The following is an 11,895-nucleotide window of genomic DNA, read 5'->3' as shown; positions in this document are numbered from 1 at the left end:
TATCAAATCAATTTAGCCTTTAATGCATTAAATTCTTGCTCAGTGATTGCACCTTCTTTTTTGAGCACAGCTAGTCGTTCCAATTTTTCCAACGTATCATCAGAAAGAATTGTTTCTTTTGATTGTTGTTCAGTTGGTAAAAATTCACCTTCACCATTAGCTAACCATTCTAATGAAGCTCCTGTTTCAGCCATGCAACGCACTACTATATCTGACGGGAACTGATCCCTTTTATAGCGTTGAACAAGACTTGCGGAAGATATATTCAAATGATTAGCCAACATTAATTTAGTTTTAAAACCATAAGCTTTTAAAACTCTGTCTAAAACATCTGCGCCACCAGTATCAAAATTGATTTTCACAACTTAATCACCCAATTAGTATTTAACTTAAAAAAATTAATAAAACCCTATTTACATTTATTTAATGTTAATTTATTATTAACTAAATCCTAATTTTATTATATATAAACACATATAAACACCTAACTAGGAATAATGCACTATGACGCCAAGAATATCAATAGCTATTTCAGCGCCTTATGTCACTGTTGATGAATTTGCCCGTGTATCAGGCATGAATCCTCGCACAGTAAAAAAATACATTAGTGAAGGCAAGCTTCCTATCCGTAAAAAGCAAATCACAGGCAAGTACGACCGCTCTACAACTTTTATCAATATGGTGGCTTTAACCCTTGAGGGAGCTAAAGCCTTTAATCCTGAGTTAAATATTAAAGAGGAATAAGTAATGAGCCACGCAATCTATTTAAGCCCAAAGTCGGCTAATAAGTCGACTTTAATTTATATCCAGACTAATAGACACAATCCGAAAGGCTATATCGAAAAGTCAAACGGGCAAGTAATTAAGTTGCATCAGCCGTTAATAGGTGATGAAGATGAATGTAGCACAAAGCACTCAAACCATTGAGCCACGTAGTTTTTTGCGTGAATTTCACCAAATATTAAGTGGTAAGCGCAGTTTGGCCCGTTCGGCTTTTAACAATTTAAAGCCCGGGCAAAAACGTTTATTGCTGAGTGCGTCGGGCATCGAATTGCGTACAACGGAAATTTATAACTCAGATAGTCAATTTACTCATGCTTGGCAAATGCAATATGACGATCTGACAGATAACGAAGTCGACGACCTGAAAAAGGGTTTACGTCGGTTGCAAGCAATTATTGATGCATTCGCATTATGTGAAGAAGAAGATTTTAAAAAAGAAACCAAAAAGGTGGCATAAATGAAAATGACAGCATTATCGGGCGATGCATTATTGCAAGCCTTAAATCAGGCAAAAGAAGAAACAAAAAGCGGACTTTGTGACGTATTTACGGCAAAGCTGGAACGACTAGCTACACATATCCGCACCAACTACTTAACACCGACCGAATCGGCGGAGCTGTTAGAGCAAGAAGCCGAAGCAATACGCAATCAACATTATGAGAACCAGAACTGATGCGTGATGTTATCGACCGAGCCAATGATATTGCTCAATTAGAGCTTGATAACTTGATTGCAAAAAGAAAAGTTTACACCGGCAAATCATCACTTTATTGCTGTGAATGTGGCGAGCCGATACCTGAGGCACGGCGTGAAGCTGTGCCGGGTTGTAGTTTGTGTGTTTATTGTCAGCAGATTTTAGAAGCAAAAGGTAAGCACGAAATATAACGAATAAGAATATTTCAATTAAACAAAAAGGGGCAATCAGCCCCAAATCTTTAAGGCTCAAGAAAATGTGTGTAGAAAAATCCTTTTTAAAATGGGTCGGCAGCAAAGGTCGGCTTATTTCTCAGTTATTACCTCACTTGCCAGACGGAAAGCGGCTAATAGAGCCGTTTGTCGGGGCGGGTAATGTGTTTATTAATACTAATTATGATAGCTATATATTAGCCGACAAAAATAAGGATTTGATTAACGTTTATCGTTGGTTACGTGATGACTTAGTCAGATTAGTAAATACCGCTCAATCACTATTTGATAGTGACATCGATTTTTATGAAGTTCGCTGCCGCTTTAATTGCAATATAACGCAACCATTTACGTTAGAACGTGCTGCTGAGTTTATCTATTTAAATCGCCATTGCTTTAACGGCATTTGTCGTTATAACCAAAAAGGCGAATTTAATGTGCCACATGGCAAATATAAAAAGGTTTACTTCCCAAAAACTGAACTAATCGCATTTAGCAATAAGTTGATCTCCGTCCCAGTTACGTTAATAGCGGCAGACTTTAGGGCTGCGATCGAAATGGCCGAGGATGGCGACGTTATTTATTGCGATCCGCCGTACATCTCAGGCACTAAAAACGATATTTTTACTGGCTACACCCCTCACAAATTTAATTACCCAGTTACGAAGTTATTGCGTGATTTGCTGGTTCATGCCGTCAGGCGTGGAGCAACTGCGATCGTATCAAACAGTAACAACGCTATAGTAAAGGGTATTTTTGGTGATTTCGAAATCTACGAAATCGACGCACCTCGGTCGGTTGCCGCTAATGGTAATCGACAGCCTGCAAAAGAGATTATTGGCGTGTTAACGCCGGATATGATTTAGATTTAGAGGTTAAATAATGAAACTGCATAACTTAAAAATTCAAACAGAACATTTTGAGGCGATTTTAGCAGGAAGAAAAACAGCAGAATTACGTATCAACGATCGTAATTATAACGTCGGTGATGTGCTGTGTTTACATGAGTTTGCTAATGGCAATTATACGTGCCGCAAAATTCGTCGATACATTTCTCACATATTAGAAGATGAAAAATATCTACAGAAAGGCTATGTAATGCTTAGTCTTGTCAAAGATAGTCATTAACCCCAGCACAAGAATAACATGACAACAATCACGCAAAACTTACCAACATTAAATCACAGGGTTAAATATGCCCTGCTTTCTGGTATGCGTGATTTTTACGATACGGTCGGCAAGTTTTTACCAAATAAAGAAGTTATCAGAACGCCAGTTAATCCACATGCATTATCACCCAAAATGCCACAAGGGCTTTCATATAGTGAAATAAAATTATGGCAAGTAGATACCGAAGATCATAATTTTAGAGCTAATTATTTTTCTGGTTTGCCAGACTTTTTAAGTGGCTATTTTGCAAATGAATACATCAAACTATTTCAAACAAAAAGCCGAAAAGCCGCCAATACATTTTTGCGTAAAACACTTGGCGGTAATGTTAAATCAAGGCTTGACTTGGTTAATAAACAATATGAATTTATTAAACCAAGCGCACTATCTATTAACTTTTCTGCTGAGTTTGAGAACTTACCTACATTTGGCAGAGAGCGAATTGCTGAACTTAGTATCGAAATTGCCCGTTATATAGATAAACTTATACAACACTTATTAGCTAATCATGAGTTTTGTTTATCTGCCAATGAGGTTAACCAGCTTGGGCTTGAGCATCAACTTTATAAATCTGTTTTAAATGAACTTGGCGGCATCAATATCGTACCGCCCTACTTTGCCGATTATAAAAATGGAAAGTTAACCAATGAAAATATTGTCAGAGCGTTGGCAAAATTAACCAATGAGGATTGGTGGTATAACAAGTTAAAAAATCGTCGAGATTTCCAACATGAACATTTAGCCATTGCAGTTGGGCAAGTACAAAAGAAAGCTACCCCGTATGCCAGTCAATCTTGCCAATCAGAATGGAAAGAACAAAAGCGACGCAATAAAAAATATTTAGAACAAATGGCAATTGAAAATCAAGAAACTGGCGAACAAATAGCACTTGATTTGCAAGTATATAAATCGATTTCCAATCCAGCTATTCGTCGTGCTGAGCTAATGACCCGCATGAGGGGCTTTGAAGATTTGGCTGATGAAATGGGTTATACCGGTGCATTTATTACATTAACAGCTCCTTCAAAATATCATAGTGCCTACTCAAAAGGCGGCTTTGTCGAAAATTGGCAAGGTAATAATCCACGTGAAACTCAAGCCTATTTGTGTAAAGTATGGTCAAGGATTCGAGCAAAGCTTAATCGTGAGGATATTAAGTTTTTTGGCTTCCGTGTTGCAGAACCTCATCACGACGGTACACCGCATTGGCATATTTTAGTTTTTATGCGTCCCGAAGATTTACAAACAGCTTTTAAAGTAATGTGGATCTATGCCATGGATGAAGACGGACAAGAAAAAGGTGCCGCAAAAAACCGCTTTGAATTTACCATGATCGATAAAGAAAAAGGCTCAGCAACTGGCTACATCGCTAAATATATTTCTAAAAATATTGACGGTTATGCGTTGGATAATGAAGTAGATGATGAAACTGGTGAAAACTTAAAAGAAACATCTAAAGCCGTTACTGCATGGGCAAGCCGTTGGAAAATACGCCAATTCCAACAATTAGGAGGCGCACCTGTCACCGTTTGGCGAGAACTACGAAGATTAAAAAGCCAAAAAGTGGAAGATAAAATTATCGATCCTGTTTTAGCATCCGCTGATGTTGGCGACTGGGCCGCATATACTAATCACCAAGGTGGTCCAATGGTTTTGCGCAAAGATTTAAAAGTCAGGTTATCTTACGAAGAAGAATTGAATCAATATGAGGAAGTAATTAAAAAAATAAAAGGCGTATTTTCACCATTATCGGGACTAACGTCCTTTATTTGCACAAGGCTTATTAAATGGGAAATAGTTAAAAAAGAAAAACCAAGCAAGAACCTTGACCTTAAAAAACGTGCGGCACGCACGCCTTGGAGTTCTGTCAATAACTGTACGCGAAAAATTCAAAATGAAGAGGACGATCAACGGAAAGAAATTAGAAAACAGTTAAAAATAATCGGGTTGCCCGATGATAATTTCACCATAAACAGGCTTTATTTACGAGAGAGTATAAAAATCAGCCACAATCAATATTTAAAATTAGATAACACTTTGGACGGTGTGCATCTCATCGTTAGCAATTCGCCAAGTCGGCCTAGAAAGCCCGTTAAAAATGATTTTGTTGAGTTTTATTTTTAGCCTTACATGGTTTTATATAATAAAATCAAATAATTAGACGTTGATCACATTTTTTCTACTTTTTTCTTGCTAAAAAATTACTGTATAAATATACTGTGTATAAAAACAGTAGAGCATTAGAAATGGACGAATTAGAAAAAGCAAAAAAAGTAGAGAGAGCTGAATTACTTATCCGTGTTGTAACAGAGTCTGAACATCTAACAGAGCGTGATAAAGATATCACACTGTTTTGGATTCGTGATTTATTGGAACCTTTAAAAGAAAGCTTTTTAAAAAAAACATCAAAGGAAAATCCATAAAAATTTTTACTGCACGCCCATACTGCACGAAATCGCAAGATCTAAAAAGGATCTCGGATAGCCAAAGCCCTTTACTAGGGCTTCTTTTGTGATGTTTGCAACTTTGCACAATTTCCCACACTTTTAACGTGGGGGTGGCGTGGGGTTTCAACGGCGCAATTTTATCTATAACCTTTTCAATCATCATCAAAGTGACTAATTATATTAAACATCAAGCACACTGAAAGATAAAATGAATAAAGGACTAATCACCACACAACAAATAAAAAAGTGTCAGCATGAGCGTTATAGAGAGAATTTGAATGGAAGGTAATAAAAAAGCCCATTCGGGCTTTGGTTTTGTGATTGTTATTCAAGGATATAAGGGTTAAATTTTATAACCTCCTCCCCCATCCAATCATTAAGCTGTAAAAATCTATCTTGCAACGGTTTAATTTCATTGCGGGTAAATACTTTAGAGGCTTTTTCAGGATCACCAAATCCACCCGTATTTTTTGGAGTAATTCCCATCAGTGACGGTGGAACCCGGTGCGCTGTCAAAATATCATCTTTGCTTACTGATTTGATGTCTGCAAAATTATCTTTAGCTGCCACTTCTCCAACGGGTATCAGTTTTAATCCATCTGGCTTACCGTTTGGTGAGTACATGAGCAAATTGCGGAAGTTGCCGGGGCCTCGACTGCTTTGTAATGCTTTCTTTAATTCTTCAATATCTTTTTCGTTATGTGATGGATTAGACAAATATAAAATAAACCCAGCGTGTGAACCGTTTTTATAATATCGTTGACGGAATACGGTAGCAGAGTTATCAAGCCAAACCGAATTAATGGCGGCTAAATATTCTGGTAATCCGTAAATCTCTTGATTTATATCAGGTGCTAGCATATGCCAAACCGAACCTTTTTTAAATTTATGCTCTTCCCAATATTTATCAATATACCAATATTCGTTTTCTTCAACACCTCGCCGTGTGTATTTCGCCAGTGTTGGTTTTAGCCCCTCTGTTTGCTTTAGCATGTTTGTTCGTTTTTCGAGATAGCAGTTACCCAATATTAAAAAATCATTAGCAATGCGTTCGAATGCCTGACGTGATAAGTATTTATGTGGAATAAAAGTACTGGTTAAGATATTTCGTTTAACGTATATCGGGCTGCTATGATATGACGATGAACTAAAGGTATTGGCCAGCGTATCGAAATTAACTGGCGGTTCATACCAATTACCGCACGATGTACATTGTAAATAATTTAATAAGTCTTTGGCATCGGCTAAAGGCTCACGATCGCCGAACGTAAAACATTCTATTTTTTCATCTTGTTGTGTTAATACTGTCATTACTAAAACACTCCCATAAAACCACTGTTACTGTTAGCTCCGCCAATGCTTTCTAGCGGCTCGTTATAAATTGCGTGCATGGTTGCCCACGCAATATCAGCATGAGAAACCTCATCATTACGATCGGCCACATACGTTACATAACGCTGGCTGGCCGTTAATGTTTTTCGAATTGCCATAAATGATTGGGCTAAGTCTGTCCAACCCGCATCAAACTCTAAACGCTGACGCCTGATCACATCTTGCATTTTTAAAATTAGCCTTTGTTTAATTTCAATTGAATATTTGAACGCCACTACAGCAGGATAAAATTGCTTAACTAGTTGATAAACACCCTCGCCTAGTCCAGTAGCATCAATACCAATGTAGGTAACGTTATAGCGTTCGGTCATTTTTCGAATGGCTTCGGCTTGTGAGGCAAAATCCATACCCGTCCATTGATGCTTTTCAATAACCCTAAACTTGCCACCTTCAACCATTGGCGGTGAAACAACTGCACAACCTGCACTATCCCCAGTGTGTGATGGGTCATAGCCGATCCATACTGGCCGTTCACCAAGTGGGCGCCTTGCAAATGGCTTATAATCATCCCAAACATCCCAAGAATCGACCATACACGGCTGTAAACTGGATAGCGGAAACACTGATGATGAATCATCAATAAAATTACATAAAAATAAATTAGCGAACTCATCGGGACTATATTCAAGTTTTAGTTGATTAATATCAAATAAATCAAAGCCAAGTTTTTCCGCATCTTCAATGGTGACAATCTGCCGCCATTGTCCATCAGCACATAATTTGCCATTTTTTAAAGCTTGATGAGAAATATCAACGTTAATACGTTGCTCTTTTCTACGTCCCTTATTGAATAGCTCGCCAGTCCAGAATTTATACGCTTCGTGATTAATACTAGAAGGCGTTGAAAAGTAGGTTTGTCGCCAACGTTTTTGGCTCGACATACCCGAAGCAACTTTACGCAGTTCTAAAAATTTATTAATCCAAAAATATTCATCCAGATATAAATTACCGTGATAACTTTGTGCTGTTTTCGAGTTGGTACCTAAAAAGTAAAGGCGAGCGTCATTATGAGGAAAATGTATAACTTCCCCTTTCAGATCCATATCGATACCGTGGAAAAAATCAATAATATATTGCCGAAATTGAAATGCTTGTGATTTTGATGCGGATAAAAATATCTGATTACGCCCAGTATTCACAGCATCAACCGCCCCTTCCTGCGCAAAAAACATAGTTGCCCCAATTTGGCGTGATTTATTTATGTTTCTAATGCGATTTTGTAACCCAGCTCGGTACCAAACTTTTTGATGCTCATATAAGCCATCATTAAATAGTTCGTTAATTTTTTCGATCTGCTCATCAGTTAAAAGATTAGTTTTAGGCTTTTGCTTCGGCTTGGCATTACGGTTGGCAATATTAGGGTTTAAATCAACCTCATTACCTCCATTTTGATATTTTTCAATTCTGGCCGTACGTTCCAGTTGACGGCTAAGTAAATCAATCTCTTTAAAATCTTTACCTTCCTTATTTGGCTTGATAACAAGATGGATTAATTGCGCTTCAAGCACGCCGTTAACTCTATCCAATACGGATGATTCATCCCACTTATCACGCCGTTTCCAGCTATGGATAGTATTAATATTTTCATTCAACAATTCAGAAATACGGCTAATACGATACCCAGCCCAATACAGCGATCTGGCCGCTTTTCTTGGGTCGGTATTATCACTAATTAAATGATCTAATAAATTGACGTTTACCATGTGTTCTCCTTTAGTAACGCCAATTTACCTATGATTTTTGTTTTTTTATGTTTGTTCAGGTTGTAAAACTCTAATTTACAAGTTGCCCGAATTGCTCTCTTTTGTTTGTCAATTCAACATAAGTCAAAACAATCAGCTAAGGATTACAACAATGGGCACAGAAGTTAAAAAGTCAAAAAAAATTAAATCAAAATGGTTTCGTGTTGCGGTCGAAGGTGCTACCACCGACGGACGTAAGATCCAAAAAGAATGGATCGAGCAAATGGCAGAAAATTATAATCGTGATGTTTATGGTGCACGTATCAATTTGGAACATATCAAAGGTTATTCACCTGATAGCCAATTTAAACGCTATGGCGATGTATTAGCATTACGAGCAGAGGAAATCAAAACCGGTCCATTAGCAGGAAAGCTAGCATTACTTGCACAAATTGAACCAACTGATGAGCTCATTGAGCTTAATAAAGCTAAACAAAAAGTTTACACCTCTATCGAAGTTAATGCCGAATTTGCTGACACTGGCGAAGCTTACCTTGTTGGTCTTGCTGTTACTGACGACCCTGCTAGCCTTGGTACCGAATTTTTAGAATTCAGTGCAAAAGCAAACGTTAACCCGTTAGCTAGCCGCAAACAATCACCCAATAACCTTTTTACCGTTGCCGAAGAAACAATGATCGACTTTGAAGAGGTAGATCCCCAAAATGATACCGCTTTTAGTGCCATGTTAGATCGTCTAACGGGTTTATTTAAAAGTAAATCAGAAAAAGACTCAACTAAGTTTGTACAACTTGGTGAGATTATCGAACAGTTCGCAACGGCGACAACTGAACGCTTTACTAATCTTGATGCCAAAATTGTTGAATTAACCAACGAACTTACCAAAGTAAAAAAACAAAATACTGAGCTTGTCGAACTATTGAGTGAACTTCCCGAATCGCCAGAACGGCCAATTTCGGCGGGCGGATCCATGGATATTGAAACCGACTGCTAAAAGCCGACGATTAAAACCAACGATAACAAACAAATAAGATTAACCGAATTAGGAAACCCATAATGAGAAATGAAACCCGAAAGTTATTTAATGGATTTAAACACCGCATTGCACAGCTTAATGGCATTGATGATGCCAGTGAAAGTTTTGCTGTCAATCCAGAGGTAAACCAAACATTAGAAAAACGAACCCAGCAATCATCTGAATTCTTAAGTAAAATTAACTTTGAATTTGTTGATGCCCAAGAAGGTGAAAAAGTTGGCGTTGGTGTAACAGGCACAACAGCCAGCACAACCGATACCACAGCACAAGAACGTGAAGCTGTAGATATCTCAGATCTAAACCAATTCCGTTATCGTTGTGAACAAACCAACTACGATACATCAATCCGTTATGCAAAATTGGATGCATGGCGCCACAAAAAGAACTTTCAAACCCTTTTGCGTGATGCCCTAATTAAACAAAAAGCATTAGATCGGATTATGATTGGATTTAATGGTACCCATCGTGCTTCAACTTCCAATAAAACTACGTACCCTTTACTACAAGATGTAAATAAAGGCTGGTTACAACATTACCGAGAAGATGCACCTGAAAGAGTAATGAACGAAGGTACAGTAACACCAGGTAAAATTATTATTGCCAGCAACGGTGGTGACTATAAAAACCTTGACGCATTAGTCTATGATGCCGTTGAAAACTTAATCGATCCAGTTTATTCAGAAGACACCGATCTAGTTGTTATTTGTGGTCGTGGATTACTTCATGATAAGTACTTCCCTATTGCTAACGAAGCAGATAAAAACACCGAAAAAGTAGCGGGTCAAATCTTACTTGCTAAAAAATCAATTGGTGAATTACCAGCATACCGAGTGCCCTACTTCCCTAAAGGAGCAATGCTAATTACATCTTTTAGCAATTTAGCTATCTATATTCAAAATGAAACAGCCCGCCGTCAAATTATTGACAATCCTAAACGTGATCGCATTGAAGACTTCCAATCTGCCAACGAAGCCTTTGTTGTAGAACGTTATGATGCCGGCTGTTTAATTGAAAATATTGAAGTCAGATAAGGGAAAGATAGATGATATCACCAGCACAAAAGTTTTTACAAAAACATTACGCTCAAAAGGAGCGTAATACAGACAACCTGCGAGCAATAAACGCTTACGAAATGATGCTAGCCAAGCTAAATAACGATCGTATTCGTTTAAAAAAATTTCAATCAACAGAAGCAAAAATTGAGCTTAAAAAGCAACTTATTCCCGAATATATGGATTGGATTAACGGCGTGCTTGAGTCTGATAATGCTCAGCAAGATGATGTATTTATGCGTCTAATGGTATGGATGATTGACACTAAACAATTTGAGCTTGCCTACCCGCTTGCTGAACACGCATTAAAACACAATTGGGTTACACCCGATGAGTACCAACGCCAAACCGCTACACTAATTACCGAAGAGTTAGCTAATACAACGCTAGCACAAATTAGTAATAAGCAAACGGTTGATACTGATGTGTTACTGAAGTTTGCCGAATTAGTGGCAGATAAAGATATGTTTGATCAGGTCAGAGCAAAACTCAATAAAGCTATAGGCTATGCGTTAAAAGAAACACAGCCAGAGCAAGCTTTAGGTTATTTAAAACGAGCACTTGAACTTGACGAAAGTTCAGGTGTAAAAACAGCTATTAAAGAATTAGAAAAGGCCTTAAACAAGACCGATTCTTAACTGGGTGAACCCTCACACCTCGGCGGCACAGAAGCAATAAATGTATTTTACATGTTAGCGCTTTTGTCCACCGCCGATCAACAAAGGTAAATTATGAACGACTTTACGGCTATCGCAAGCGCTAACGAAGCTGACAATCTCGAAATCAGTAATATTCCGTTTTTTCCAGCAATTAATATTAATGATGTTCGAAAAACTCAGCGGCTCGACGGCACCGTCACAACTGAGCGATTAAAAACAGCAATTGCCGGTGCAATTATTGCAGTAAATGACGACTTATATAACTGGCGGCTAACAAAGCAAGCGGCAGGCATTACATCAATTAACAATTTAAATGACGAGCAAATTAATGGTGAATCAAAATATTTAATTTTATACAGACATGCGGTTTATTCGTGGGCAAATGCATTATTGAATGAACAGTATATTAATTTTGATGCAACCGCAAAAGCTAAAGGTGACATTGAACCTAACATCGAAAGCGTGGGCAACTTATACCGCAATGCACGTTATGCAATTCGTGACATCTTAGGCAAATCGCGATCAACCATGGAATTGATTTAATGATTGTCTATGCAATGCAAAATGAAACCGTTGACGCATTAGCGTATCGAATTTTTGGCAAAACAAAAGGGATTGTTGAAATTATTTATCAAAACAACCCAATGCTATGTGAATTACCGGCAATGCTCCCTATGGGCACCGCATTAAATGTGCCTGAAACCGTGCCAGAGCCAGAAAAAAAACGATTAAACTTATGGGATTAATGGA

16 protein-coding genes are annotated in these 11,895 nt (G+C 37.9%); 13 read left to right on the top strand and 3 right to left on the bottom strand.

The features are described 5' to 3' along the window. Nucleotides 1-2: 2 nt before the first annotated feature. Nucleotides 3-362 carry a helix-turn-helix domain-containing protein gene (locus ACYIAM_RS10525; RefSeq protein WP_483748218.1) on the bottom strand — a complete coding sequence of 120 codons (360 nt, stop codon included), beginning with the start codon at nucleotides 360-362 and terminating at the stop codon, nucleotides 3-5. 142 nt (nucleotides 363-504) lie between these two features. Between ACYIAM_RS10525 and ACYIAM_RS10520 the strand changes: the two genes are divergently transcribed. The 8 genes from ACYIAM_RS10520 (at nucleotide 505) to ACYIAM_RS10485 (ending at nucleotide 5,282) form a co-directional block, all read left to right on the top strand. Next, entirely contained in the window at nucleotides 505-744 is a 240-nt protein-coding gene (locus ACYIAM_RS10520; protein ID WP_065585298.1) for a MerR family transcriptional regulator, read from the top strand. A 151-nt stretch (nucleotides 745-895) separates the two neighbouring features. Further along, a complete protein-coding gene (locus ACYIAM_RS10515; protein WP_483748217.1) occupies nucleotides 896-1,240 on the top strand; it encodes a hypothetical protein in 345 nt (114 codons plus the stop codon). Beyond that, nucleotides 1,241-1,456: a DUF2732 family protein gene (locus tag ACYIAM_RS10510; RefSeq protein WP_065590177.1), complete on the top strand. Its 216-nt coding sequence runs from the start codon at nucleotides 1,241-1,243 to the stop codon at nucleotides 1,454-1,456. Then, nucleotides 1,456-1,668 (top strand): TraR/DksA family transcriptional regulator, encoded by a 213-nt coding sequence (locus ACYIAM_RS10505; protein WP_483748216.1) that lies wholly within the window; start codon nucleotides 1,456-1,458, stop codon nucleotides 1,666-1,668. Before ACYIAM_RS10510 ends, ACYIAM_RS10505 begins: the two co-directional genes overlap by 1 nt. Nucleotides 1,669-1,733: 65 nt before the next feature. Continuing rightward, the gene (locus ACYIAM_RS10500; RefSeq protein ID WP_483748215.1) at nucleotides 1,734-2,555 is read left to right on the top strand and encodes a DNA adenine methylase; all 822 of its coding nucleotides are present in this window, start codon (nucleotides 1,734-1,736) and stop codon (nucleotides 2,553-2,555) included. A gap of 16 nt (nucleotides 2,556-2,571) precedes the next feature. After that, a complete protein-coding gene (locus ACYIAM_RS10495) occupies nucleotides 2,572-2,817 on the top strand; it encodes a DUF3850 domain-containing protein (protein WP_483748214.1) in 246 nt (81 codons plus the stop codon). Between the two features lie 18 nt (nucleotides 2,818-2,835). Then, nucleotides 2,836-4,983: a replication endonuclease gene (locus tag ACYIAM_RS10490; protein ID WP_483748213.1), complete on the top strand. Its 2,148-nt coding sequence runs from the start codon at nucleotides 2,836-2,838 to the stop codon at nucleotides 4,981-4,983. Between the two features lie 122 nt (nucleotides 4,984-5,105). After that, nucleotides 5,106-5,282, top strand: coding sequence for a hypothetical protein (locus ACYIAM_RS10485; protein ID WP_483748212.1), 177 nt, complete (start codon nucleotides 5,106-5,108; stop codon nucleotides 5,280-5,282). 348 nt (nucleotides 5,283-5,630) lie between these two features. On the opposite strand, the gene ACYIAM_RS10480 is transcribed toward ACYIAM_RS10485, so the two are convergent. Continuing rightward, nucleotides 5,631-6,617, bottom strand: a complete 987-nt coding sequence (locus tag ACYIAM_RS10480; protein ID WP_483748211.1) for a phage portal protein — start codon at nucleotides 6,615-6,617, stop codon at nucleotides 5,631-5,633. Nucleotides 6,618-6,619: 2 nt separating this feature from the next. Next, nucleotides 6,620-8,401 (bottom strand): terminase large subunit domain-containing protein, encoded by a 1,782-nt coding sequence (locus ACYIAM_RS10475; RefSeq protein ID WP_483748210.1) that lies wholly within the window; start codon nucleotides 8,399-8,401, stop codon nucleotides 6,620-6,622. 151 nt (nucleotides 8,402-8,552) lie between these two features. On the opposite strand from ACYIAM_RS10475, the gene ACYIAM_RS10470 reads away from it, so the two are divergent. From ACYIAM_RS10470 to ACYIAM_RS10450, 5 genes are all read left to right on the top strand, one after another. Continuing rightward, nucleotides 8,553-9,392, top strand: a complete 840-nt coding sequence (locus ACYIAM_RS10470; protein WP_483748209.1) for a GPO family capsid scaffolding protein — start codon at nucleotides 8,553-8,555, stop codon at nucleotides 9,390-9,392. Nucleotides 9,393-9,454: 62 nt separating this feature from the next. Further along, on the top strand, nucleotides 9,455-10,465 hold the full coding sequence (locus tag ACYIAM_RS10465; protein ID WP_174786687.1) for a phage major capsid protein, P2 family: 1,011 nt from the start codon (nucleotides 9,455-9,457) through the stop codon (nucleotides 10,463-10,465). 11 nt (nucleotides 10,466-10,476) lie between these two features. Next, nucleotides 10,477-11,124, top strand: coding sequence for a phage terminase small subunit (gpM, locus tag ACYIAM_RS10460; RefSeq protein WP_483748208.1), 648 nt, complete (start codon nucleotides 10,477-10,479; stop codon nucleotides 11,122-11,124). Nucleotides 11,125-11,217: 93 nt separating this feature from the next. Beyond that, nucleotides 11,218-11,688, top strand: a complete 471-nt coding sequence (locus ACYIAM_RS10455; protein ID WP_483748207.1) for a head completion/stabilization protein — start codon at nucleotides 11,218-11,220, stop codon at nucleotides 11,686-11,688. Then, complete coding sequence (locus tag ACYIAM_RS10450) at nucleotides 11,688-11,891, top strand: tail protein X (RefSeq protein ID WP_065608901.1); 204 nt, start codon at nucleotides 11,688-11,690, stop codon at nucleotides 11,889-11,891. Before ACYIAM_RS10455 ends, ACYIAM_RS10450 begins: the two co-directional genes overlap by 1 nt. The last annotated feature ends 4 nt before the right edge of the window (nucleotides 11,892-11,895 follow it).

Source organism: Gilliamella sp. X-60 (assembly GCF_057063585.1).
Note: the sequence above shows the minus strand (reverse complement) of the source record. Positions and strands in the feature narration are given on the sequence as shown.

Excerpts from the sequence above, each read along its gene's own strand:
- ACYIAM_RS10490 (WP_483748213.1), top strand. The coding sequence starts at position 2,836 with ATGACAACAATCACGCAAAACTTACCAACATTAAATCACAGGGTTAAA.
- ACYIAM_RS10485 (WP_483748212.1), top strand. The coding sequence starts at position 5,106 with ATGGACGAATTAGAAAAAGCAAAAAAAGTAGAGAGAGCTGAATTACTT.
- ACYIAM_RS10455 (WP_483748207.1), top strand. The coding sequence starts at position 11,218 with ATGAACGACTTTACGGCTATCGCAAGCGCTAACGAAGCTGACAATCTC.
- ACYIAM_RS10480 (WP_483748211.1), bottom strand. The coding sequence starts at position 6,617 with ATGACAGTATTAACACAACAAGATGAAAAAATAGAATGTTTTACGTTC.
- ACYIAM_RS10515 (WP_483748217.1), top strand. The coding sequence starts at position 896 with ATGAATGTAGCACAAAGCACTCAAACCATTGAGCCACGTAGTTTTTTG.
- ACYIAM_RS10495 (WP_483748214.1), top strand. The coding sequence starts at position 2,572 with ATGAAACTGCATAACTTAAAAATTCAAACAGAACATTTTGAGGCGATT.
- ACYIAM_RS10505 (WP_483748216.1), top strand. The coding sequence starts at position 1,456 with ATGCGTGATGTTATCGACCGAGCCAATGATATTGCTCAATTAGAGCTT.
- ACYIAM_RS10510 (WP_065590177.1), top strand. The coding sequence starts at position 1,241 with ATGAAAATGACAGCATTATCGGGCGATGCATTATTGCAAGCCTTAAAT.
- ACYIAM_RS10520 (WP_065585298.1), top strand. The coding sequence starts at position 505 with ATGACGCCAAGAATATCAATAGCTATTTCAGCGCCTTATGTCACTGTT.
- ACYIAM_RS10465 (WP_174786687.1), top strand. The coding sequence starts at position 9,455 with ATGAGAAATGAAACCCGAAAGTTATTTAATGGATTTAAACACCGCATT.
- gpM (WP_483748208.1), top strand. The coding sequence starts at position 10,477 with ATGATATCACCAGCACAAAAGTTTTTACAAAAACATTACGCTCAAAAG.
- ACYIAM_RS10470 (WP_483748209.1), top strand. The coding sequence starts at position 8,553 with ATGGGCACAGAAGTTAAAAAGTCAAAAAAAATTAAATCAAAATGGTTT.
- ACYIAM_RS10475 (WP_483748210.1), bottom strand. The coding sequence starts at position 8,401 with ATGGTAAACGTCAATTTATTAGATCATTTAATTAGTGATAATACCGAC.
- ACYIAM_RS10500 (WP_483748215.1), top strand. The coding sequence starts at position 1,734 with ATGTGTGTAGAAAAATCCTTTTTAAAATGGGTCGGCAGCAAAGGTCGG.
- ACYIAM_RS10450 (WP_065608901.1), top strand. The coding sequence starts at position 11,688 with ATGATTGTCTATGCAATGCAAAATGAAACCGTTGACGCATTAGCGTAT.